This window comes from Pedococcus sp. P2_E4, from assembly GCF_056403935.1.
In genome coordinates this window covers 1-23,123 of record NZ_JBFUEO010000033.1, presented here as the reverse complement: position 1 = coordinate 23,123, position 23,123 = coordinate 1, and the positions used below count along the sequence as shown (strand labels likewise).

Annotated in this window: 20 protein-coding genes and 1 tRNA gene; 4 read left to right on the top strand and 17 right to left on the bottom strand. The window is 70.7% G+C overall.

Annotated elements, in window-relative coordinates; all coding sequences use genetic code 11:
* Nucleotides 1-17 precede the first annotated feature (17 nt).
* A complete protein-coding gene (locus tag AC1DV7_RS14300) occupies nucleotides 18-926 on the bottom strand; it encodes a serine/threonine-protein kinase (protein WP_477597804.1) in 909 nt (302 codons plus the stop codon).
* Nucleotides 927-1,686: 760 nt separating this feature from the next.
* On the opposite strand from AC1DV7_RS14300, the gene AC1DV7_RS14295 reads away from it, so the two are divergent.
* Nucleotides 1,687-2,646, top strand: coding sequence for a carbon-nitrogen hydrolase family protein (locus tag AC1DV7_RS14295; protein ID WP_477597803.1), 960 nt, complete (start codon nucleotides 1,687-1,689; stop codon nucleotides 2,644-2,646).
* Between the two features lie 28 nt (nucleotides 2,647-2,674).
* Here AC1DV7_RS14295 and AC1DV7_RS14290 read toward each other — a convergent pair whose 3' ends face one another.
* Together AC1DV7_RS14290 and AC1DV7_RS14285 are read right to left on the bottom strand one after the other, a co-directional pair.
* The gene (locus AC1DV7_RS14290; RefSeq protein ID WP_477597802.1) at nucleotides 2,675-3,637 is read right to left on the bottom strand and encodes a CHAD domain-containing protein; all 963 of its coding nucleotides are present in this window, start codon (nucleotides 3,635-3,637) and stop codon (nucleotides 2,675-2,677) included.
* Nucleotides 3,609-3,857, bottom strand: coding sequence for a three-helix bundle dimerization domain-containing protein (locus tag AC1DV7_RS14285; RefSeq protein WP_477597801.1), 249 nt, complete (start codon nucleotides 3,855-3,857; stop codon nucleotides 3,609-3,611). The genes AC1DV7_RS14290 and AC1DV7_RS14285 overlap by 29 nt, the downstream gene beginning before the upstream one ends.
* A 493-nt stretch (nucleotides 3,858-4,350) precedes the next feature.
* Here AC1DV7_RS14285 and AC1DV7_RS14280 point away from each other — a divergent pair, with 493 nt between their 5' ends.
* Nucleotides 4,351-5,187, top strand: coding sequence for a hypothetical protein (locus AC1DV7_RS14280; RefSeq protein WP_477597800.1), 837 nt, complete (start codon nucleotides 4,351-4,353; stop codon nucleotides 5,185-5,187).
* Here the strand turns inward: AC1DV7_RS14280 and AC1DV7_RS14275 are convergent.
* Nucleotides 5,161-5,234 (bottom strand) — tRNA-Thr (locus tag AC1DV7_RS14275). The genes AC1DV7_RS14280 and AC1DV7_RS14275 overlap by 27 nt on opposite strands.
* A 118-nt stretch (nucleotides 5,235-5,352) precedes the next feature.
* Between AC1DV7_RS14275 and AC1DV7_RS14270 the strand changes: the two genes are divergently transcribed.
* Complete coding sequence (locus AC1DV7_RS14270) at nucleotides 5,353-6,132, top strand: SIMPL domain-containing protein (RefSeq protein ID WP_477597799.1); 780 nt, start codon at nucleotides 5,353-5,355, stop codon at nucleotides 6,130-6,132.
* 54 nt (nucleotides 6,133-6,186) lie between these two features.
* Here AC1DV7_RS14270 and AC1DV7_RS14265 read toward each other — a convergent pair whose 3' ends face one another.
* The 13 genes from AC1DV7_RS14265 to topA form a co-directional block, all read right to left on the bottom strand.
* Entirely contained in the window at nucleotides 6,187-7,725 is a 1,539-nt protein-coding gene (locus tag AC1DV7_RS14265) for an alpha/beta hydrolase (RefSeq protein WP_477597798.1), read from the bottom strand.
* A 34-nt stretch (nucleotides 7,726-7,759) separates the two neighbouring features.
* Nucleotides 7,760-8,899, bottom strand: a complete 1,140-nt coding sequence (locus AC1DV7_RS14260; protein ID WP_477597797.1) for a DNA polymerase III subunit delta' — start codon at nucleotides 8,897-8,899, stop codon at nucleotides 7,760-7,762.
* Entirely contained in the window at nucleotides 8,896-9,513 is a 618-nt protein-coding gene (gene tmk, locus AC1DV7_RS14255; RefSeq protein ID WP_477597796.1) for a dTMP kinase, read from the bottom strand. Before tmk ends, AC1DV7_RS14260 begins: the two co-directional genes overlap by 4 nt.
* A 174-nt stretch (nucleotides 9,514-9,687) precedes the next feature.
* Nucleotides 9,688-10,467, bottom strand: coding sequence for a MerR family transcriptional regulator (locus AC1DV7_RS14250; RefSeq protein ID WP_477597795.1), 780 nt, complete (start codon nucleotides 10,465-10,467; stop codon nucleotides 9,688-9,690).
* Nucleotides 10,468-10,500: 33 nt separating this feature from the next.
* On the bottom strand, nucleotides 10,501-11,757 hold the full coding sequence (locus AC1DV7_RS14245) for an MFS transporter (RefSeq protein WP_477597794.1): 1,257 nt from the start codon (nucleotides 11,755-11,757) through the stop codon (nucleotides 10,501-10,503).
* Nucleotides 11,750-12,601 (bottom strand): DUF6065 family protein, encoded by an 852-nt coding sequence (locus tag AC1DV7_RS14240; protein ID WP_477597793.1) that lies wholly within the window; start codon nucleotides 12,599-12,601, stop codon nucleotides 11,750-11,752. The genes AC1DV7_RS14245 and AC1DV7_RS14240 overlap by 8 nt, the downstream gene beginning before the upstream one ends.
* Before the next feature lie 178 nt (nucleotides 12,602-12,779).
* Nucleotides 12,780-13,808: a branched-chain amino acid ABC transporter permease gene (locus AC1DV7_RS14235; protein WP_477597792.1), complete on the bottom strand. Its 1,029-nt coding sequence runs from the start codon at nucleotides 13,806-13,808 to the stop codon at nucleotides 12,780-12,782.
* Nucleotides 13,805-14,677 (bottom strand): branched-chain amino acid ABC transporter permease, encoded by an 873-nt coding sequence (locus AC1DV7_RS14230; protein WP_477597791.1) that lies wholly within the window; start codon nucleotides 14,675-14,677, stop codon nucleotides 13,805-13,807. The genes AC1DV7_RS14235 and AC1DV7_RS14230 overlap by 4 nt, the downstream gene beginning before the upstream one ends.
* Nucleotides 14,678-14,784: 107 nt before the next feature.
* The gene (locus AC1DV7_RS14225) at nucleotides 14,785-16,032 is read right to left on the bottom strand and encodes an ABC transporter substrate-binding protein (RefSeq protein WP_477597790.1); all 1,248 of its coding nucleotides are present in this window, start codon (nucleotides 16,030-16,032) and stop codon (nucleotides 14,785-14,787) included.
* A gap of 105 nt (nucleotides 16,033-16,137) precedes the next feature.
* Nucleotides 16,138-16,917 carry an ABC transporter ATP-binding protein gene (locus AC1DV7_RS14220; protein ID WP_477597789.1) on the bottom strand — a complete coding sequence of 260 codons (780 nt, stop codon included), beginning with the start codon at nucleotides 16,915-16,917 and terminating at the stop codon, nucleotides 16,138-16,140.
* A 5-nt stretch (nucleotides 16,918-16,922) separates the two neighbouring features.
* The gene (locus AC1DV7_RS14215; protein WP_477597788.1) at nucleotides 16,923-17,687 is read right to left on the bottom strand and encodes an ABC transporter ATP-binding protein; all 765 of its coding nucleotides are present in this window, start codon (nucleotides 17,685-17,687) and stop codon (nucleotides 16,923-16,925) included.
* A 255-nt stretch (nucleotides 17,688-17,942) separates the two neighbouring features.
* Nucleotides 17,943-19,307, bottom strand: a complete 1,365-nt coding sequence (locus AC1DV7_RS14210; RefSeq protein ID WP_477597787.1) for a serine hydrolase domain-containing protein — start codon at nucleotides 19,305-19,307, stop codon at nucleotides 17,943-17,945.
* A gap of 6 nt (nucleotides 19,308-19,313) precedes the next feature.
* Nucleotides 19,314-22,070 (bottom strand): type I DNA topoisomerase, encoded by a 2,757-nt coding sequence (gene topA / locus AC1DV7_RS14205; RefSeq protein ID WP_477597786.1) that lies wholly within the window; start codon nucleotides 22,068-22,070, stop codon nucleotides 19,314-19,316.
* A gap of 177 nt (nucleotides 22,071-22,247) precedes the next feature.
* Here topA and AC1DV7_RS14200 point away from each other — a divergent pair, with 177 nt between their 5' ends.
* Nucleotides 22,248-23,051 carry a dioxygenase family protein gene (locus AC1DV7_RS14200; protein WP_477597785.1) on the top strand — a complete coding sequence of 268 codons (804 nt, stop codon included), beginning with the start codon at nucleotides 22,248-22,250 and terminating at the stop codon, nucleotides 23,049-23,051.
* Nucleotides 23,052-23,123: the final 72 nt, after the last annotated feature.

Here is a 23,123-nt window from a genome sequence, read left to right as displayed (position 1 = left end):
GTGCCGTCCGCCCACGGTCAGCCCGGCTGGGGTGTGGACGCGCCCTCGGCCAGGCCGGCGACGACCGGGCTCATGGCGGACCTGGCACCGGCGAGGAGGTGCTCGGGGACGGTGCCCTCAGGCAGGCGCAGCGAGTTGGCGAACTCGCCTGCGCTGGAGGGGCGCTCCTCGGGCAGCTTCGCGAGCCCGGCCATGACCGTGGTGCGCAGGGGGTCCGGGACGTGGTCCGGGAGCTGGGGTGCGGGCTGGCTCAGGTGGGCCAGCGCCGTGGTCACCATCGACTCGCCCTCGAAGGGGCGGGCCCCGGTGAGCATCTCGTAGCCCACGACGGCCAGCGAGTAGACGTCGCTGGCCGGGCCCGCGGGCATGCCCTGGACCTGCTCGGGGGCCAGGTAGTGGGCCGTCCCCAGCACCTCACCGGTCTGCGTCAGCGGGGCGCTGGCGAGCGCCCGCGAGATGCCGAAGTCCGCCAGCCGGGCATAGCCGTCAGGGTCGACCACGATGTTGGCGGGTTTGACGTCACGGTGGACGACGCCCGCGTCATGCGCCGCCTGCAGGGCCAGCGCCGCCTGGTGGAGGATCTCGGTGACCTCTGCGGGAGGCAGTGGGCCCCGCTCGCGGATGATGGCGGACAGGGGCTCCCCCTCGATCAGCTCCATGACGAGGTAGGCGCTCCGCTCGCCCTCGCCGAAGTCATAGACCGTGACGATGTTCGGGTGCTGGAGAGCGGCGCTGTTGCGGGCCTCGGCACGGAACCGCTCGAGGAAGCCGGAGTCCTCGGCCACCTCGGGACGCACGACCTTGACCGCGACCTGGCGACCAAGGATTTCGTCGCGGGCTCGCCAGATCTGGCCCATGCCACCGGTCGCGATCAGGTCCTCGAGGCGGTACCTGCCGTCGATGACCAGGCCTTCCTCGTAGTTCACGGGCGGCTCTCCGCGACGGAGAAGGGCCCGGTGAGGGTCGGCGCTGGGAGCACGTCCCTCGTGGTGGTGGCTGTGGTCAAGGCTTCGGCCGTCCTCGGGTCGTGGGCGCGGGGCGCAGGTCCCTGGTGGTGGTGGGTGGGGTCACGGCTTCGGCCGTCCTGGGGTCGTGCGCTCGCGAGCGCACGAAAGTTGCGTGGTGACTCCATCGTGGAGCGGGAGGCAGCCTGTGCCTCGGCGCTCGGAGGGGGCCCGTCCGGCGGCCTCTTGCTGGACCCTTGGTGTCCGGTGAGCCGGACGAGGACGAACGCCCCTACCAGCAGGGACCCTACCTTGCTGCGGGCACGACGAGGAGGTTCCCTCCGGGGTATGACGTGCGGGCGCGGCTCGACGAGCAGGCGGCCCTAGACGCGGCGGGGCTCCCCCAGCAGGCGCCAGCCCACGATCAGCCGGACCAGCTCCTCGCGCTGCTCGGCGGACAGGGTTCTGGCCGCGTCGTCGGGCCGGTGCAACTCGCTCATCCCCGCACTGTACGAAGGCCCGGCCCGGATTCCGGTGCGCCGGCCCGTGACACGTCGCAAGATCCTCCGAACGGCCGACGACCCGGGGCGGCGAAAGGACGTGCTATGTCGCGTCTGCAGCCCGCCGCACCGTGGCGCGTGGTGCGGCGGGCCGCGCAGCGGTCTTGACCGCACGTGTTGCGCAGGGTCATCGTCGGAGCAGGCCGCTCGGACGGACCGGCCGCGAGGCGGGAGGCGCCGGTATGGCGAGCATCAAGGTCGCGGCGGTGCAGGCGGCATACGTGTTGATGGACCGTGAGGCCACGCTCGCCAAGGTCGAGGAGCTCCTGTCCACCGACGAGGTCCGCGCCGCGGACCTCGTGGTGTTCCCCGAGGCCTTCCTGCCCGGGACCCCGATCTGGATCGACGGCGCGCGGATCTGGGACGGTGACGAGCGCTGGTTCGAGCTGTTCGCCGACCAGGCGGTCGTGGTGCCCAGCGAGACGACGCGCCGGCTCGGGGAGGCGGCCAGGGAGGCGGGCGCGTACGTGGTGATCGGGGTCAGCGAGAGGGAGGCGACCGGGAGCACCATCTACAACACGCTGCTGTACTTCGCCCCCGACGGCTCCCTCCTGGGGAAGCACCGCAAGCTGATGCCCACCGGTTCGGAGCGGACGGTGTGGGGCATGGGCGACGGGTCGACCCTCGAGACCTTCCCCACGTCCTTCGGACGCCTGGGTGGACTCATCTGCTGGGAGAACTACATGCCGCTGGCACGGTTCTACCTGTACTCCCAGGGCGTGGACGTCTGGGTGGCGCCGACGCTGGCGCAGGGTGACGGCTGGGTCTCCACCTTGCGCCACATCGCCCGCGAAGGTCGTTGCTTCGTCATCGGCGTCAACCCGTGCCTGCGCGTCGACCAGATCCCGGCCGACTTCCCGGACCGCGAGCGGGTCTGGCAGGTCGACCCCGACGACCCCGACTGGGTGGAGCCCGGCAACACCGTCATCGTGGGCACGAACGGGGAGATCCTGGCCGGGCCGTCACGGCACGAGGAGGCGGTCCTCCTGGCCGAGCTCGACCTCACGCGGGTGCTGTCGGCGCGGCGGATGTTCGACCCGGTCGGCCACTACCACCGCCCCGACGTGTTCCGGCTGGCCGTCGACACGTCGCCGCGGCCTGTCGTCACGACCTTGGGCAACCGGCTCGCCGACTCCCCGTGACAGGCCTTCGGGCCGCCGGCTGACGGGGTCAGTCCTTGCCGGCGCGCAACCATCGCCTGACGTGTCGGTGCGGTGTCTTGAGCCACGCCCGCGCGAAGCGCTGGTCGGCTGCCCGGGCCCGGTGCTCCTCCAGCGCCAGCAACCGTCCGAACGGCACGTCGTCGAGCCCCGCGAGGCGAGCCGTCACGGCATACCGACGCAGCTCCGCACACGCCATGACCGAGTCCTGGTGGTCCCCGAGCACGGTCTGCAGCCGGGTCGCCCTCGACGCGAGTCGCGCCGCACGCTGACCCACGACTGGTGAAGCGCTCGTGGCTGCGTACCGGACTCTCTTGGCCTTCTTGCGGACGGTGTGGAGGGCGGTATCACGATCGCGCCCCTGCGCACTCCCCGCCCGATCGACGGCCCGGCGCAGGATGCGGACGTCGCGCGCGAGCAGCTCCGTCGCCGCGGGTCGGGCAGGACGCTCGGCTGCGTCCGTCCACGGCCCGCTCGAGGCCAGCTCCTCCAGTGCCGCCAGCAGCCGTCGGTAGCGCTCACTGCGCACGGCCGCCCCCGCCGTCGCGGCGCCCACCAGCTCGGCCGCCGCCAGCTCACGTTCGAGCCAGGCCGCCACCGGGTCAGCCACGAGATCCACCTGTTCGTCGTCCAGCATCGCCCTGAGCCGTCCACGAAGGACGTGGGCTTCCCTGGCGTCCGCGAGGGACTGGCCGAGCCACCTCAGGTCGTCCCGCACCGCATCCGTCGAGCCGGGCTCGAACAGCGACTCGTACGTCGACAACGCAGACCGCAGCCGCCTTGCAGCAGTCCGCATCCGGTGCACTGCTTTGGGGTCTCCCGCGCCGACTCCGGCCTCGGCGCGGCTGAGCGCCTTCGTCTGGCTGATGAGGTGCCCCGACACCAGCTGGCGCACGGGCTCCCGGGATCCCCTGCGCGAGTCCTCCGCGAGCTGGGGGCTGAGCTCACCCTGAGACGAAGGTGTGGGGGTCACGGGCCCTGCTCGGCGACGAGGCACTGGATGCCAGTGCGCGCAGTCGGTCCCGGCTCAGCCGCTCGACCAGCAGTGGGATGTAGTCACGCACCGGCCCGTCGAGGGAGGCATGCACCTCGTGGACCACGGCATTCACCGTGGTGGGGTCCACCGTCGGGAACCGGGCGGTGAGCACCTCGCGTACGTGCTCGAGAGCGGTCGCCTCGTCAACCCCGGACATGGCTCGTAGGTTCCTCCCGTTCAAGGGCCCGCGCAAGACCACTCCCACCAGTCAGTGTCACGCCCTCGACGGCAAGATGTTCGGGCTGTCGCGTCGCTCCTGTCCGACGACACCTAGACGATGCAGGGCAGCGCACTACGTCCCCCGCCGGCTCCCGCGGCCGGTGCCTCCACCCGGTTTGGCAAGCAGCGCCCTGGCTGCGTGCGCCGCGGCGCGGGCCGAGATCGCGTCCCTCCAGGCGGGCTCGTCGTAGGGCGCGCTGCCAGGGGCGCTCCGGCACACGGGCTCATGATCCCGTTCGGCGCACCGTCCAGGCACCGAACGATGCGGCATTCGCAGGAATACGACTTTTGGCGGAACCAAACGCCCGCCAGCGCGCGCACGCTCAGTACATCGGATGCACACCCAGGTCAGTGCGGCTCACGCTCGACCATCCGCAAGGCCACACGACGGGTTCCGTGATCCGGGCTGATGGGTTTGGGGGCGAGGGATCATGCGACGGCTGACGAAGGCCCGATGGTTCCCCTTCATCCTGCTCGGCGGGGTTGCCCTCGTTGCCCTGGTGGGCCTGGTGCTCGCACAGGCCTCTGAGATGACGGCCGACAGCCCCCGATGGGAGCTCTGGCGCCTTTGCCTGCAGATCCTCGGCGTCTCCCTGGTCGGCGCGGTCGTCGGCCACGCCACGTTCAGGCTCCAGCAGACGCAGATCCAGGCCCGGCAGGACGCCGACCGCGCACGGGACCAACGGGAGCGCGTGAACGAGCGCGTCAGATCCCTCATCGGTGAGACGTTGGCCAGCTACAACAGCGTCAAGCGGGTCCGTCGCCTGCTGGAGGCCGAAGCCGGTCCGCGGGAGGACGCCAGGGTCGACGTCGCTACCTACTCCGCCCTGATGAGCCAGCTGTGCAAGCAGCAGCTCGTGTTCGAGAGCCTGCGGCGTCGTGCTCCCCTGATCCAGGTCCACGTGGCTTCCTGCCAGAAGATCAAGGTCGATGTCGGTGGCGGCCGCGATCTGGAGGAGTCGCTCGAGCAACACTACGGACACATCGAGAAGTACCTGAACGACCTGATCGAGGAGTACCAGCAGAGACTTCACCGGGTTCGGGGGGAATCCGTCGTGCCCCTGGACCGGGTGGACGATGGTGGACTGGCGTCCTTCATCTATGACACGCCGATCTTCAAGTCCAATGTGTCGCACCGTGCCGTCGGGGTGGTCAAGGCCCTGGAACTCCATTTGCTCACGCCACAGCCGATCTGCCCTGACGACAGAAACGCCCCCCAGTTGCCTGAGGGGCGTTCGCTGAGCCGCCTATCGGAATCGAACCGATGACCTATTCATTACGAGTGAATCGCTCTGGCCGACTGAGCTAAGGCGGCAGGTGCCCGGAGGCACGGACGATGAGTATACGGATGACGGCGCCAATCTCCGAACCGGGCTGGACACCCCCTGACCGCCCCGCCGGAACCGACCTCCGCCGCACCCCGTCCCATCCTCATGAGCACCCTCACGATCAACCGCGGGACGGCCGCCGCCGCCTGCGTCGCGTTGCTGGGAGGTGCCTTCGTCACCGGCACCGCCCTGTCGGCCCGTGGGGCCACCGCACCGACTGCACAGACCGTCACAACACCCGGAGCCGCCACCGCCCCACCGGCCGGCATCACCGTCACCGGCACGGCGCGCGTTGCCGGCACCCCCGACACCCTGCGCCTGGACCTGTCGATCACGACCAAGGCCGACTCGATCGACAAGGCCCTGGCGGACGCCAACACCAGGACCAGCAAGGTCCACGCCGCCCTCACCAGGAACGGTGTCGCCGCCAAGGACCTGCAGACCTCCAACCTCACGATCTCGCCCGACTACTCCTACCCTTCCGACGGCGTCCCCCGGCTGAACGGCTACACCGTGACCGAGAGCGTCACCGCCGCGATCCGCGACCTGCGCAAGGCGAGCGACGCCATCAACGCCGCCACGACCGCCGGCGGCAACGCGGTCCAGGTCGGTGGCCTCAGCCTCGACCTCGAGGAGACCAGCAAGCTCGCGGCGGCCGCCCGCGACAAGGCCGTCACCGACGCCCGCACCAAGGCCGAGCAGTACGCCAAGGCCGCCGGGCGCGACCTCGGTCAGCTCGTCACGATCAGCGAGTCCGTCTCGACACCCCCGCCGGTCGACTTCTCGCGCGCAGCCGCCGACTCCGCCGGCACCAAGGCGATCCCGATCGCGCCGGGCACCGAGTTCGTCGGCGTCACGGTCACCGTGGTCTACGCGTTCAAGTGACCCCAGCGGTATGCCGGGTGGTCGCCACCGTGCCTCGGTCGACGGGGTGCCGGGTCAGCAGCTCAGGCCGTCGCGCGGCACCGTGCCCTTGACGTAGTACGCGTCGATCGCGCTGTCGACGCAGCGGTTGGAGCGGGTGTATGCCGTGTGGCCGTCGCCGTCGAAGCTCACCAGCGTGGCGTTGGCCAGCTGGTCACGCAAGCGCACCGACCACTCGTACGGCGTGGCCGGGTCACGGGTCGTACCGACCACCACGATCGGCCCGCTCCCCTCGGCGGAGATCTTGCGCGGGCCACCGTCGACCTTGACCGGCCAGCTGCTGCAGGTGGCCATGCCCCAGCCCAGCGCCGGGCCGAAGACGGGGGCCTTCTCGCTGGCCTTGGCGACGACCCGCTCGTAGAACGCCGGGTCGGACCCGCCCTGGTTGTCGGCGCACGAGATGGCATAGAACGCCTCGAGCAGGTTCTCGCGGTACCGGCCACTCGGGTCACGGCGCGCGTACTGGTCGGCGATGCCCATCAGCTCGGTGCCGTCGTTCTCGCTGACCACGGCGCGCAGGGCGTCGGTGAGCGTGGCCCACGACCCCTGGTCGTACATCGCCTGAGCCACCCCGAGCGAGGCCCACCCCTCGGTGAGCTGCGAGACCCGCCCGTCCTGCATCGGCACCGGGTTGGCGTCCAGCCGCTTGAGCAACGAGGCCAGGCCTGACAGCACGGCTGACTCCGAGCTGCCGAGCGGGCAGCTCCCCTGGTCGACGCAGTCCCGGGCATAGGCGTGTGCGGCCCGCTCGAACCCCTCGGACTGCCCGACCGCGGACTCCTCGATCGTCAGGTCGGGCGGCAGCACCCCGTCGAGGACGAACCGCCCCACGAGCTGCGGGAACTGCTCGGCGTAGACCGCGCCGAGATAGGTGCCGTAGGACTTGCCGAGGTAGTTGAGCTTGGCGTCACCGAGCGCGGCCCGCAGGATGTCCATGTCCTTGGCGGCATCTCGCGTCGAGATGTGCGAGAGCAGGGCGCCCGACTTCGACTCGCACGCCTGCCCCAGCGCCTTCATCGAGGCCATGAACTCCGACACCTCGGCTGCGTCGTCGGGGGTGGGGTCCTGTCCGAGGAAGGAGTCCATCGCCTTGTCGGAGAGGCAGTCGACCGGGGCGGAGCGCTGCACCCCGCGCGGGTCGAAACCGACGACGTCATACCGCTGGCGCACCGGCTTGCCGACGATGAAGTCGGCGGCCCGCGCATAGTCGAACCCCGAGGCGCCGGGGCCGCCGGGGTTGACGACGACCGAGCCGAGCCGGCCCTTCTCGCGCTTGGCGCGCACGCGGAGCACCTTGATGGTGATCGACTCACCGTCGGGCTCGGCGTAGTCGAGGGGCACCTCGAGACCGGCGCACTCGGCGCTGCCACAACGCTTCCACTCGAGGTCCTGGGAGTAGAACCTCGTGAGGGACTCGGCGCCGGACGGGGGCGTGCGGACCGACGGCGCGACGGGCGGGCGTTCGGCCTGGTCGCGCGGGAGCAAGGAGCACCCGGACAGGCCCATGACCACGGCTGCTGCCGCGGCCACCCACACGCGTCCCTGGAGCGTCATGCGCTCGACCGTATCCCGGCCGGCTGGGAGGCCCTCACCGAGGCACGCGCAACGAGATCGCCATCGCCTCGAGCGCGAGCAGGGGGTTGACGTTGAGGCCGATGCGCTCGCGCGCCGTGCCGATGGCGTCCATGGCACCCAGCAGCTGCTCGGGGCTCATCGACCGCGCCAGCGCCTGGACGGCCGGCAGGCTGTCGTGGTTGACCAGCCCGATGGCGGCGCCGCTGTGCAGGACCATCGCGTCGCGGTAGACCGACAGCAGGTCGACGAGCGAGCGGTCGAGCACGTCCCGGGAATGGCGGGTGGCGCGGGCCTTCTGTTCCTTCTCGAGGCTCGAGAGCTGGCTGCGGATGTGCGGCGGCTGGGTGCGGGCCGACGGGTCGGCCCCGAGCACCTCCATCAACCGCTGCCGCTCCACCGCGTCGCGCTCGGCAGCTGCCGACGAGGACTCCTCCTCGGCGATGGACGACAGGTCTGCCGCGGCCCCCACGGCGTCGCCGACCCCGTGGATCTTGCCGGCGAGGGCGATCACGTCGCGACGGCGGATGCGGGCGTCCTCGTCGCGCGCCAGCCGGCGCGCGAGGCCCACGTGGCTCTGGGCCGCCCGCGCGGCATACATCGCCATGGGCATCTCGACACCGTCGCGGCGGTGGAGCAGCTCGGCCACGGCCTCCACCGGGGGCGTCCGCAGGCGGACGTGCCGCGAGCGCGAGCGCAGGGTGATGACGACGTCCTCGAGCGAGGGCGCGCACAGGATCCACACCGTGCGCGGGACGGGCTCCTCGATGGCCTTGAGCAGGGCGTCGGCCGCCCGCTCGGTGAGCCGGTCGGCGTCCTCGATGATGATGACCCGCCACGGCCCGACGGACGGGCGCAGCGCCGACATCTGGGCGAGCTCACGGGCGTGCTCGACCTTGATCGACAGTCCCTCGGTCGCGACGACGTCGACGTCGGCATGGGTGCCGTCGACGGCGGTGCGGCACTCGCGGCAGTCACCACAGCCGTGCTGCGGGCACTCCAGCGCGGCGGCGAAGGCCCGGGCGGCCACCGAGCGCCCCGACCCGGGCGGTCCGGTCAGCAGCCAGGCGTGGGTCATCGCCGCCGGGGTCGTCGCAGCCCGCTGGAGGATGGCGACCGCGGCGTCCTGGCCGATCACGTCGCGCCAGACGCTCACGGCAGCACCTGCATCGCGCGCAGCCGCTCGACCACGGCGGCGTGGATCTCGTCGGGGGGCAGGGTGCCGTCGACGACGAGGTAGCGCTGCGGGTTGCCCTGTGCCATCGCGAGGTAGTGGGCGCGGATCGAGTCGTGGAACGCGTCGGCCTCGGACTCGAGCCGGTCGTGCACGTCGCCACGACGGGCGCGGCCCTCGGCGGCGGACACGTCGACGACGACCGTGAGGTCGGGCACGAGGTCGTCGACGGCCCACATGTTGAGGTCGTGGATCTCCTGGGCGCCCAGGTCGCGGCCAGCCCCCTGGTAGGCGACGGAGGAGTCGGTGTAGCGGTCGGTCAGCACGACGTGGCCGGCCCGGATCGCCGGCCGGATCAGCAGCTCGACGTGGTGGGCCTTGTCGGCGGCGAACAGCAGCGCCTCAGCCCGCGGGGCGACGTGGTCACCGTGGAGCACGAGGTCGCGGATCTGCTGGCCCAGCGGCGTGCCACCCGGCTGGCGCGTCACCGTGACCGTGCGTCCAGCCGCCTCGAGCGCGTCGCGCAGCAGGGCCACCTGGGTGGACTTGCCCGCGCCGTCGCCGCCCTCGAAGGCGATGAAGAGTCCGTCGGTCACGGAGCGAGCCTAGGCCAGCGCAGGGACACCCCCACACGCGAGAGGTATGCCGCGTGGCCAGCCGGCCACGCGGCATACCTCCGACGGGTGGTGGGCGTACGAAGTCTGTGGAGACTTTTCGGGGTCAGGGCCTGGAAAATCCTCCACAGACCCCGCGGACGACCAGGTCCAGGCTCAGGCCTCCTGGCGGTCGGCGTTGGCGTAGATCGCGTCGCGCACGTACTGCGCCATGCCCGGGCGGATCTCGTCATACGTCGCCGTGAAGCGGGGGTCGCTGGTGTACATGTCGGCGAGGTTGCGGTGGAACTGCGGCGAGCAGTCGTAGAAGCGCTCGTTGATGTTGAGCCGATGGGCCTCCGCGGAATCCATCGCCGCGACGCTCGTCGGCGGCTCCCCGGCGTCCATGGCGTCGGTGAACCCCTGGTGCAGGGCGTCGCTCTCGGCCTTCACCTGCTCCCAGTCGGCCTTGGTGTAGTGCTTGGTGCGCTGCTGCGACTGCTGCCACGCGTCACTGTCACCCCACCGCTGCTCCGCCTCGGCCTGGGCGTCCTCGAACCCCTCGCCGAAGAGCTCCTTCAGGTCCTCGGTAGTGGCGTGTTCGTCGTTCATCTCTCTCTCCAGTGCTCGGTCGATGGCCCTGACGAGCTCACGCATCTCGTCGAGCCGTTGCTGGACCGCTGCGCGTTGCCGGCGCAGGTGCTGCTCGACGCTCTCGGGGTGGTCGAGCAGGAGGGCGACCTCCTCGAGGGCAAACCCCAACCGGCGGTAGACCACCACGTGCTGCAGACGCGTCAGGTCGTCAGCCGTGTAGAGCCGGTAGCCCGCCAGCGAACGCTCGCTGGGCCGGAGCAGCCCGATCTCGTCGTAGTGGTGCAGCGTGCGCACCGTCAGGTCGAACCGCTCGGCCACCTGCCCCACCGTGAGGGGCTCCACCCTGGTCGTGCGATCGGTCATGGAACCACTGTGACGCCTCACGCCACGTGAGGGTCAACCCTCGTGGTGCAGTGGCCTGCGCGACTCGCTCGGCTCGACGTCGTCGTAGGCCTGGTCGAACGCGTCGGGGTGGGACGTGAGCCGCAACCCCCACAGGGCCGCGGGCAGGAGCAGCAGGCCCAGCGCGGCATACCCTCCCGCGACGCCGAGCAGGGCCACGACGAAACCGCCGAGGCCGCTCGCGGCCCCGACGCTCCACGTCATGAAGGCGCCGACCGAGACGGTGTCCGTGGACGGGGTGTACTCCGCGAACGCCGCCACCATGCCGAGGAACCACACGCCGAGACCACCCACGACGGCGTTGGCGACCACGCCGTAGACCGCCCGGCTGAGGGAGCCGGCCGGCTGCTGGAAGGCGACGTACATCCCGGCCCCGGCCACGATGAGCGAGATGGAGGACACGAGGGTCAGCCGCAGGGTGCCCACGACCCGGCTGAACAACCCGACCCGCATGCAGGCCAGCGCGCTGATGGCACCGGCTGCGGGCGACGCCGCCATGACGAGCGGCAGCATCTTGCCCGAGGTGACCGCCGGGCTGGCGGCCTCGGGGACCGTGGCGACGAGGGCGCCGACCCAGGTGACGATGGCCAGCATCCGCAGCAGCGGGATCGACCAGACCACCTGTGGGGCCCGGCCGAAGAAGGAGCTGGTGGCCTCGCGCGCGACGTCGGTCGACACCGGGGCGAACCGGATGGTCGCGATGACCAGCGCCGCCATCGTGAAGCTCAGGGCGTCGATCGCCAGCGCGGCTCGGGCCGACATGGCCGCGGCGATCGCTCCACCGCCGGCGAGCCCGATGACCTGGACTGCCTGGCCGACCGAGCCGACCATGCCGTAGAACCGGCCGCGGACGTCGGCCGGGACGGCCTCCGCGAGCGCAGCCATCTGCACCCCGCGGGTGGCGACGCCCGTGGCGCCCAGCAGTGCCGCGGCGAGGACCGCGGTGAGCGCGTGCGGCCAGATGATGGCCGGGACGAGGGCCAGCACGCCGACGATGTTGAGCAGGAGGAGCACCGACCGGCGCTCGCGGTGCTGCAGCCGCGGCGCCACGAACAGGGTGACCAGCAGCCCCGGCAGGATGTGACCGGCCAGCACCAGCGCCGTGCCGAGCAGCTGCGTGGAGTTGTAGCCGATGACCAGCAGGGCCGCGAGCCCGATATAGGTGCCGAGGCCGTCGATGACGTTGGCGACGGCCAGCCGGAACGCGTCCGGGTGGTCGCGCAGGCGGCTGCTGGAGGCGACCTCAGCCACGCCGTTCACCATCGGGCTGTTCCGCGCCGTCGCGGTAGTGGTTCGCCTGGGCAGTGCGGTACGCGTTGCGCCCGGCCATGCGCGCCCGCCGCCCGCCGAGGAAGCGGTCCCAGACGTCCTGGGGCCAGGCGTCGATGCCCCGGCCCGAGGCCGTGACCACCGAGTGCTCACGGGTGTATGCCGCGACGGGCACCGGGTGCAGGACGGCCAGCGGCGAGCTCGGGTCGAAGCGCACGGTCACCCCTTCGGAGCGCAGCCGGAGCATGACGGGCAGCACGTTGCCGGCCCACGCCGTCTCGACGACACCCTCGACGACGTCGTAGTCACCTCGGGCCCTGGGCCAGTTGGGGACGGACCGCACGAGGAGCGCCCAACCGGGGTTGGTCACGGCCACGATGCCGCTGAGGTACTGGAACTCGCGGGGGTCGCCGAACGGGCTGGGGTCGAGCAGCGGCATCTGGTCGAGCTCGATCTCGCGGGCCTGCGCGGCGCGCTCGGGGTCGGTGGCCGACCCGAGGTCCGAGGCGTCCGGACTCAGGGGTCCGTCACCGACGACGTCGCGCCAGGGGCCGTAGTCACCCGCGGCGTCGACGAGGGCAACGTGCAGGGAGTCGCCGGTCCAGCGCACGCCGAACGGGACCCGCGGTCGCAGCACCCACCCCAGGGAGGACGCGGTGGTCACCGGAGGACAGCGCTGGACGGCCGCCAGCGGCAGGGCGTTCGGGAGCACGTCCCGAGCCGGTTGCGGCAGGGGTGCGGCGCCGAACAGGCTGTAGAAGCAGACGCCCGGGCCGTCGGTCGGCAGAGAGGTCCGCGAGGGTCCCTCGTGGCGACTGTCGCCCATGCTTGTGCCCCACCGCTCTTCAGGTCGTCGGGCTCACCCGCGAGGGTGCTCAGGTGACGACTCGTGTGCAATCCGAGGCCCCCACCCCGAGGCCCGGCACCCCCGCTCGGGGCGCCGGGCAGAGACTACCCTGCGGGGCTGCGAGACGGGACCTGCTCGCCACAACAGGCGGGGCTGCTCAGATGTCGCGGGCGGAGCTGCGGCGCCGGCGCAGCCAGGCACCGATGCCGTTGCGGGCGGTGCCCCAGATCCCGTGCCGGAAGAGCAGCACGATGATGATGAAGATGGCTCCGGTCACGATGCCGATGCCGTTGAAGCCCGACGAGGCCAGCTGGTCCTCGAGCGAGACCACGAGAGCCGCGCCGACGACCGCGCCCCAGAGGGTGCCGATGCCGCCGAGCACCGTGATGAGCACGACCTTGCCCGACGTGGTCCAGATCAGCTCCTGCAGGGCGGCGAAGCCGTGGCTGATGGAGAACACCCCACCCGCCAGCCCGGCGAGCCCGGCCGACAGGACGAAGGCCATGATCTTGTAGCGCTCGACGTCGTAGCCGAGGGCCCGTGCCCGTGCCGGGTTGTCGCGGATCGCCACCAGCACGCGGCCGAAGGGGCTGTTGACCGTGCGCCAGGCGATGAGGACGCCGATGAGGATGACGGGAAGCGCCGCGTAGTAGAAGTAGAACGGGTCGCGGTTGATGAGGTCGGTCAGGGGGCCGAGGTTCTTCGGGACGCCCTGCAGGCCGTTCTCGCCGCCGGTGACGCTGCGCCACTGGTTGGCGATGAAGTAGATCATCTGGGCGAACGCCAGGGTCACCATCGCGAAGTAGATGCCGGTCCGCCTGACCGACAGGTAGCCGATCGGGACGGCGAGCAGCATGGCCACCACGGCACCGCCGAGGATCGCCAGGGGGAACGGCAGCCCGGCGTGGATCGCGATCAGCCCGGTCGTGTAGGCCGAGGTGCCCCAGAAGGCGGCGTGGCCGAACGACAGCAGGCCGGTGTAGCCGAGGAGCAGGTCGACCGAGATGGCGAACAGCGCCCACGCGGCGATGTCCATGGCCACGGGCGGGTAGACGAACCACGGCAGGGCCAGCGTGACCACGAGGCCCACCGCCAGCATCCCCCAGCGAACCAGCGGCCGTCGCGCGGCGGCGACGGGGCCGCTGGGCAGGTCGACGTCGACCTTGTTCTCGAGCTGCGCGCTCATACCGCGGCCTCCTCTCGCCCGAACAGACCGGAGGGCCGGAACAGGATCACCAGCGCCATCAGGACGAAGATCAGCACCTGGGCGAACGCCGGGGCGTACGCCTGGCCGTAGGCCTCGACGAGCCCGACGAGGAACCCCGCGACGACGGCGCCGAGGATCGACCCGAGTCCGCCGATGACGACGATGGCGAACAGGATGATGACGAAGTTGCTGCCCATGTCGGCGTTGATGGCGCGGTACGGCGCCGCCAGCACTCCCGACAGGCCCGCGAGGGCGATGCCGAAGCCGAACACGGGGGTGACCCAGCGGGCCACGTTGATGCCGAGTGCCCGGGAGCGCTCGGCGTCCTCGGTCGACGCGCGGACGATCATGCCGATCCGGGTCTTGGTGAGCAGCAGCCAGACCGCCACGCAGACCAGCACCGAGAAGCCGGCGGCGAACAGCTGGTAGGTCGAGAGCTCCAGCGCGCCCACGGACATCCGCCCGTCCAGGCCGCCGGGCACCTGGTACGGCTGCGACGAGACGCCGTATTGCCGCTTGACCAGGTCGACCGTGAAGAGCGTGATGCCGAAGGTCAGCAGGAAGTTGTAGAGCGGGTCCAGCTTGAGCAGCCACCGCACGAACAGGCGCTCCAGCAGCACGCCGAAGACGAACATGATGACCGGCACGATGACCAGCGCCGGCCAGAAGCCGAGGTCGAAGTTCTTGAGCAGCAGGGCCGACACCATCGCCCCGAGCATGTAGCAGGCTCCGTGGCTGAAGTTGACGACGCCGAGGACGCCGAAGATCACGGCCAGACCCAACGCCGCCAGGGCGTAGAACCCGCCGGCCGCGAGGCCTTGCAGGGTGTACTGGATGAACTCGGTCACTGGACGTCCTTCGTCATCTCGTGGCGTTCTCGGTCGTGCCTGCTCCGGGGGCGGGGTATGCCGCGTGGTGACCACGCGGCACACCCCGTGCCTCCCGGGGCGGTCGGTCACATCTTGCAGTCGGGCGAGACGGTCGGGTTGAAGGCCTGGGCTGCGGGGATGGTCTTGACGACCTCCTCGTAGTCCCACTCCTCCTTGACCTGGTCCTTCTGCTTGACCTTGACCAGGTAGGCGTCGTGCAGGACGCGGTGGTCGGCGGCGCGGACCTCACCGTTGCGCAGGAACACGTCGTTGATCTTCTTGCCCTCGAGGTTCTTGACGACGGTGTCCGAGGCGTCGGTGCCACCTGCCTGGACGGACTCGAGGTACTGCAGCGCGGCCGAGTAGTTGCCCGCGTGGGCGAAGGACGGACGCGTGTTGGTCTTGGCCTTGAACTTGTCGGCCCAGGCCTTGTTCTGCTCGTCGAAGTTCCAGTACCAGGCGTCGGTGAACGTGGTGCCCGCGAACTGGTCGACACCCAGGCTGTGGATGTCGGTGATGAACATCAGGCCGACGGCCAGCTGGGTCTTGCCCTGCAGACCGGCCTGGTTGTACTGCTTCACGAAGTTCACCAGGTCACCGCCGGCGGCCATGATGCCGATGACGTCGGGCTTGGTGGAGTTCGCCTTGGTGATGAAGGTCGAGAAGTTGTCGTTGGGGAACGGCGTCGCGATCTTCTGCTGGACCGTGCCGCCACCCTTCTCGACGGCGGCGCTGAACGACTTGGTCATGTCCTGCCCGAACGCGTAGTCGGGGTAGACGAAGGACCAGTTCTTGCCCCCACCCTGGACCGTGTTGGTGCCGGTGCCGTTGGCCAGCATGTAGGTGTCGTACGCCCAGTGGAACGTGTACTTGTTGCACGACTTGCCGGTCAGCGCGGTGGTGCCGGCACCGATGTCGATGAACAGCTTCTTCTTCGCCTTGGCCTGGGTGGCCACCGCGAGCGCGGCCGACGAGGTGGGGACGTCGAGGATGATGTCGGCCTTGTCGCGGTCGTACATCTCCTGCGCCTTGGTGTTGGCGATGTCGGGCTTGTTCTGGTGGTCGGCAGTGACGATCTCGATGTCCTTGGCGACGGCCTTGTCGCCGTACTTGGCCTTGTAGTCGTCGATCGCCATCTGGATGGCGACCTTGGAGTTCGGGCCGGACAGGTCCTTGTAGACGCCGGACTGGTCGTTGAGCAGACCGATGACGACCTTGTCGTCACTGATCTTGCCGCCGCCCGAGCTCGGGCCACCGGCCCCGCCACAGGCGGCCAGCACGAGGCTGCCCGTCACAGCGGTGGCCATGAAGGCCAGGGTCTGGTTGCGCTGCATGTTCCCCTCCTGGGGTGTGTTGCGGGGTGGGTTGCGGTGGGTGGTGCGGTGGTCGGGATGGTCTGGGTGGTCTGGTGCGTGGCCGGCCCTGCGGCGGGGGTGGCCCTAGATGCCGAGGTACTCGAGCAGCTCGGTGGTGCGGGACTGGAAGGACTCGTTGTCGAGCGACTCGACGACCCGGCCCTGGGCGAGCAGGTAGTGGCGGTCGGCCACGGTCGAGGCGAACGTGACGTTCTGCTCGACGAGGAGCACGGACACGCCCTGCTCCTTGATCTGGCGGATGATCTCGCCGATGCGCTGGACGATGACCGGGGCCAGGCCCTCGGACGGCTCGTCGAGCAGCAGCAGCCGGGAGCCCATGCGCAGCACCCGGGCGATGGCCAGCATCTGCTGCTCGCCGCCGGAGAGCTTGGTGCCCGGGAAGTCGCGACGCTCGTGCAGCACCGGGAACTGCTCGTAGACCTGCTCGAGCGACCAGGCTCCGTCACTCACGGCGGGAGGAAGCTGGAGGTTCTCGGCGACCGACAGCGTCGCGTAGATCCCGCGGTCGTCGGGCACCCAGCCGATCCCGGCCTTGGCGCGCTTGTCCGGCGAGGCCTTCCCGAGGTCGGCGCCGCCCCACCGTACGCTGCCCTCGACCTGTCGGTGCAGGCCCATGACCGAGCGCAGCAGCGTCGTCTTGCCGGCGCCGTTGCGGCCGACCAGCGTCACGACCTCGCCGGGCTCGACCCGCAGGTCGACGTCCGTGAGGACGCGCGCCTCGCCGTACCAGGCGGACAGTCCGGTGACCTCGAGGGTGCTGCCGTCACCGCGCAAGCCGTGGCTCGAGACGGTGGAGTCGGGTGTGGTGTCGGGTGTGGTGTCGGGTGCGGGGCTCGCCGTCATGTCGCTCATCCCGCCTGCCCGAGGTAGGCCGTGATGACGCGGTCGTCGTGGCGCACCTGGTCGTACGTGCCACTGGCGAGGACCTGACCCGACTGCAGCACGGTGACGGTGTCGGCCAGCGAGCCGACGACGTGCATGTTGTGGTCGACGAAGACCACCGTGCGACCCTGCGCGGCCTGCTTGACCAGGGCGATCGTACGGTCGACGTCCTCGACGCCCATGCCGGCGGTCGGCTCGTCGAGCAGGAGCAGCTGGGGGTCGAGCGCGAGGGCCAGGGCGAGCTCGAGCGCCCGCTTCTGCCCGTAGGCGAGGGACCCGGCCGCTGCCCCGGACCGGTCGCTGAGGCCGACCTGGCCCAGCAGCTCCATCGCCCGGTCGCGGAACTGGCGCATCTGCGACGACGAGCGCCAGAAGCGGTAGCCGAGCCCGGTCGGCGACGCGAGGGCCAGCTCGACGTGGTCGACCACGCTCATCTGGTCGAACAGGCTCGTGATCTGGAAGGACCGGGCGATGCCCAGGTGGGCGATCTGCTCCGGTTGCCTGCCGGTGATGTCCTGGTCGCGGAACAGGATCTGCCCCGACGTCGGCGCGAGGAAGCCGGTGAGCAGGTTGAACAGCGTGGTCTTGCCGGCGCCGTTGGGCCCGACGAGGGCGTGGATGGTGCCTTCGGCGACAGTGAGACTGACGTCGGACACCGCGCGAAAGCCGCGGAACTCCTTGGTCAGCTCGCGGGTCTGGAGCAGGGCTCCTGCGGACGTGTCGCTGGGCACCGGCACCTCCTCGTGCGGCAGGGGGCGACGGTTGGGGGGATCCGTCGCGTTCTGCAGAACCCTAGGCGCGGGGCCTTCCGCCGGACATGGCCGGGTTCGCCACATAACCCCCACAAGACATGTCCTCAGCACACACCCAGGACCCCTGCCCCGACCCGACGTGATGCCGCTCAGGCGCACCGTCTGGACGGAATCGCGCAATCGTTGCGCCTCAACGCCACGAGTGGGTGAGCGGGTGGGAGCAGCGGCTCGGGGTCAGTGCCAGCGGTCGGGGTGGACGTCCCCCGGCACGTCCGACGCGGGGTCGTACGGGCTGCGCGAGAACCGGAACGACGCGAGGTCGAGGTGGCTGACGCGCCCCTGCTCGTCGCGGACGACCACGAGCGGCTCGCCCTCGTGGTAGCCGTCGAGCCCGACCCAGCCGGACCCGGTCGGCCGGAACCGCGACCCGCGTTGGACGCCGGGCTCACCGAGGACGAGGTGCCCGTCCCGCGCCAGGCGGAGCGTGTATGCCGACGTGCCCCAGTACCAGTCGCCGACCAGCTCGAGACCGCTCGCCTGCTCGGCGTCGGCCGACCACGGCTCGGGCACGGTCGGCTCGTGCTCGCCGAGCAGCCTGAGCAGGTCGGTCACCAGGGTGGGCGACATCCCGGAGGTGGCGTTGGCGAAGACGACGCAGCCGTCGGCGGTGGCGCGGTTGACCCGCAGCCCCGCGAGGAAGCCCGGCATCGAGCCACCGTGTCCGGCGTAGCGGACTCCGTCGACGTTCCAGACCTGCCAGCCGAGGCCGTGCGCACCGGTCCACGGCGCTCCCGGGGTGTCGTTGACGGCGAGCGGCAGGCACATCTCGTCGAGCGTCTCGCGCGACAGCAGGTCGGCCGTGTCGCCCCCGAGGAACGCCGCCCAGCGCGAGAGGTCGTCGACGGTCGACCACAGCTGGCCGGCTGGTGCGAGAGCCCCCGCGTCGTGCTCGGGCTCGACGTGGAGAAGGTCCGCCCGCGGGTGGACGCCCCATCCGGCAGCCGCGCCGTCGGACGGTCGCGGAGAGGTCGAGGTCATCCCGAGCGGCACGAGCAGGCCGTCACGCACCGCGTCGAGCCACGGCACCCCGCGCAGCCGCGCGCACACCTCGCCGAGCACGGCATACCCGACGTTGGAGTAGTGGAACCGCGCGCCCGGGCGGAAGCGCAGCTGGGGCCCGCTGGCGAGCAACGCCTCCCAGTCGCCTCCGGCGGTGCGCTCCCACCACGGACCGTCGGTCTCGGCCTGCAGGCCCGAGGAGTGCGAGAGCAGCTGGGCGATGGTCACGTGCCCGAACGCCGACGCGGCCGTCTCGGGCAGCAGCGCCGAGACCGCGTCGGACAGGTCGAGCCGGCCCTCGTCGCGCAGCCGCAGCACCTCGACGCCGACGAAGGTCTTGGTGATCGAGCCGATGCGGTACTGGGTGGCCGTGGTCGCCGGCACCCCGCCGGCGCGGCCGTCGAGCGTCCCGACCGCACCGGACCACACCAGCGCACCGCCACGCACCAGGCCCGCCGCGACCGACGGAAGTCGTTGCTGCGACTGCTCGCTCGCGAGTCGGTGGTCCAGCAGGCGGGCGGTGGTCGGCTCGATCGTCATGCGTCCCTAGGCCTTCTTGGCTGCCGTCTTCTTGGTGGCGGCCTTCTTCGTGGCCGTCTTCTTGGTGGTCGTCTTCTTGGCGGCGCGCTTGCGCGTCGTGGGGCCCTTGGCGCGCTTCTCGGCGAGCAGCTCGGCGCCGCGCTCGGGCGTGATCGACTCGGGGTCGTCGCCCTTGCGAAGGGTCGAGTTGGTCTCGCCGTCGGTGACGTACGGACCGAACCGGCCGTCCTTGACCACCATCGGCTTGCCCGAGACCGGGTCGTCGCCCAGCTCCTTGAGGGGTGCCGACGCAGCGCGCCCACGCTGCTTGGGCTGGGCGTAGATCGCCAGCGCCTCGTCGAGGGTGATGTCGAACAGCTGCTGCTCGCTCGTCAGCGAGCGGGAGTCGGTGTCCTTCTTGAGGTACGGGCCGTAACGACCGTTCTGGGCCGTGATCTCGACGCCGTCGGCATCGGTGCCGACCACTCGCGGGAGGCTCAGCAGCTTGAGCGCCGTGTCGAGGTCGAGCGTCGCGAGGTCCATGTCCTTGAACAGGCTCGCGGTGCGCGGCTTGACCTTGGCCTTGCCCTTGAGGGCGGCCGTGTCGTCGTCCAGGACCTCGGTGACGTACGGGCCGTAGCGCCCGGCCTTGGCGACGATGTCGCGTCCCGTGACAGGGTCCTGACCGAGCACCTTGCCGTCGTCGGCCGACTGGTCGAGCAGCTCGCGGGCCTTGGCGGGGGTCATCTCGTCAGGGGCGACGTCGTCGTTGATCGTCGCGCGCCGGGGCGTACCCGTCGCGCCGTCCTCGAGTTCACCGGTCTCGAGGTTGACCCCGGCAGGCACCGTCTCCTCGACGTACGGGCCGTAGCGACCCACGCGCACGACGATGCCCTCGCCGATCGGGATGGTCGAGATCTCGCGGGCGTCGATCTCGCCGAGGTCCTCGACGAGGTGCTTGAGACCGTGGCTGTAGGACTGCTCACCGCCGAGGTCGCTCGGCTCGAGCGCCTCGCCGAAATAGAAGCGGTGCAGCCAGGCTGCGCGCTGCTCGTCGCCACCGGCGATGCGGTCGAGGTCCTCCTCCATCGAGGCGGTGAAGTCGTAGTCGACCAGCTCGGTGAAGTGCTCCTCGAGCAGCCGGGTCACGGCGAACGCCAGCCAGGTCGGGATGAGCGCGGAGCCGCGAGTCGTCACGTAACCACGGTCCTGGATCGTGCCGACCGTGGAGGCGTAGGTCGACGGGCGGCCGATTCCCTTCTCCTCCATGGCTTTCACGAGGGTTGCCTCGGTGTAGCGCGGGGGCGGGGTGGTCTCGTGCCCGTCGGCCTCGGCACGGACGACGGTGATCGCGACGCCCTCGCTGAGCTTGGGCAGGCGGCGCTCCTCCTCGGCCTCGGCGGCCTTGCTCGCGCGCTCCTCGTCACGGCCCTCCTCGTAGGCCGCGAGGAAGCCACGGAACGTGATGACGGTGCCGCTGGCGCTGAACTCGACGACCCGGCCGTCCTGCAGCGTGCCACCGAGCTTGACCGTCGCGGTCGACCCGCGCGCGTCGGCCATCTGCGAGGCGACGGTTCGCTTCCAGATCAGCTCGTAGAGCGCGAACTCGTCGCCACGCAGCTCGCCGGCCACCTGGGCGGGCGTGCGGAAACGGTCGCCCGCGGGGCGGATCGCCTCGTGCGCCTCCTGCGCGTTCTTGACCTTCTTCTCGTACAGGCGCGGGGCCTGCGGCACGTACTCCGCGCCATACAGGTCGCGGGCCTGCTGGCGGGCCGCGGTCAGGGCCGCCTCCGACAGCGTCGTGCTGTCGGTACGCATGTAGGTGATGTAGCCGTTCTCGTAGAGCCGCTGGGCGACGCGCATCGCGTTCTTGGAGGACAGCCGCAGCTTGCGGGATGCCTCCTGCTGGAGCGTGCTCGTGGTGAAAGGGGCCGAGGGGCGGCGGGTGTACGGCTTCTCCTGGACGCCGGTGACCGTGACCTTGGCCTCGAGCGACTGCGCCGCGATGGAGTTCGCGTCGGCCTCGTCGAGGTGGACGACGTTCGCGGACTTGAGCGTGCCGTCGTCGGCGAAGTCACGACCGGTGGCCACCCGGGACCCGTCGACGGCGCTCAGCCGGGCGGTGAACTGGTTGGAGGCGCTGTCCGGCGTGAAGTCACCCTCGACGTCCCAGTAGGACGCCCGGACGAACGCCATGCGCTCACGCTCGCGCTCCACGACGATGCGGGTGGCGACGGACTGGACCCGACCTGCCGACAGACCCGCCTTGACCTTGCGCCACAGCACCGGGCTGACCTCGTAGCCGTAGAGGCGGTCGAGGATGCGGCGCGTCTCCTGGGCGTCGACGAGCGCGACGTCGAGGTCGCGCGTCGAGTTGGCCGCCCGCTGGATGGCCTCCTTGGTGATCTCGTGGAACACCATCCGCTTGACGGGCACCTTGGGCTGGAGCACCTCGAGCAGGTGCCACGCGATGGCCTCGCCCTCGCGGTCCTCATCAGTGGCGAGGTAGAGCTCGTCGGCACCCTTGAGCAGCCGCTTGAGCTCGGACACCTTCTTCTTCTTGTCCGCGTCGACGACGTAGAAGGCCTCGAAGCCGTTGTCGACGTCGACGCCGAACCGGCCGAACGGGCCCTTCTTGATGTCCGCCGGCATCTCCGACGGGGTGGGGATGTCGCGGATGTGGCCGACGGACGCCTCGACGTCCCAGTCCTTGCCCAGGTAGCCGCCGATCGTCTTCGCCTTGGCCGGCGACTCGACGATGACGAGCTTGCGCCCCTCACTCATGGTTCAACCTCAGTTCTGACCCCCTGTGCAGCGGATTCGTCGCTACGTGGACACGGCGTCGCGGATGACGCTATCCGAGGTGGTCAAATCCGCGCCGCACCGCCCGGGGTTCGGTCACGAGGGCTTGGCCGTCCACTTTAGTTGAAGTTTCAAGCAGATGGGGAGTACGATGGGCGCATGAGCGACCCCGGCAGCCCGTCCCGCCAGCCCGTGCTGTACCTCAGCCACGGTGCCCCGCCGCTGGCCGACGACCCGGTGTGGACCCGGCAGCTGGGCGACTGGTCGCAGCAGTTCGGCAAGCCCACGAACATCCTCATGGTCTCGGCCCACTGGGAGGAGGCGCCGCTGTCGCTGTCCGCGACGACCGGCGACGTCCCCCTCGTCTATGACTTCTACGGCTTCCCGCGCCACTACTACGAGGTGACGTATGCCGCGCCGGGCGCCCCCGAGCTCGCGGCCGACGTCACGCGGCTCATGCACTCAGGCGACACCCCGGTCCACCGGGACGAGACCCGAGGCCTCGACCACGGCGCGTACGTGCCGCTCGTCGAGATGTATCCCGACGCCGACGTCCCCGTGCTGCAGATGTCGATGCCGACGCTCGACCCCCGCACGCTGTTCGACCTCGGCCGCAAGCTCGCCCCACTGCGCGACCAGGGCACGCTCATCGTCGGGTCGGGCTTCACGACGCACAACCTGCGCTGGTTCAACCCGTCAGCCGGCCCGGACGGCACCCCGCCCCCGGCCTCGGCGGAGTTCGACAACTGGGCCGCCGAGGCGCTCGAGCGCCAGGACGTCGACGCCATCCTCGACTTCATGAACAAGGCGCCGGCCGCCCGCGAGGCACACCCGCGCACCGAGCACTGGGCACCGCTCTACGTCAGCCTGGGCGCGGCCTACGAGTCGGGCAGCCTCGAGAACAAGAGCGTGATCGACGGGTTCTGGTTCGGCCTGAGCAAGCGCTCCTGGCAGTTCGCCTGACCCCCCTGACGCCCGCCCCCTGCCCCCCTCCCCCTGCCCTCCCCCTCCCCCGGCCCTCCCCCTCCCCTCCCC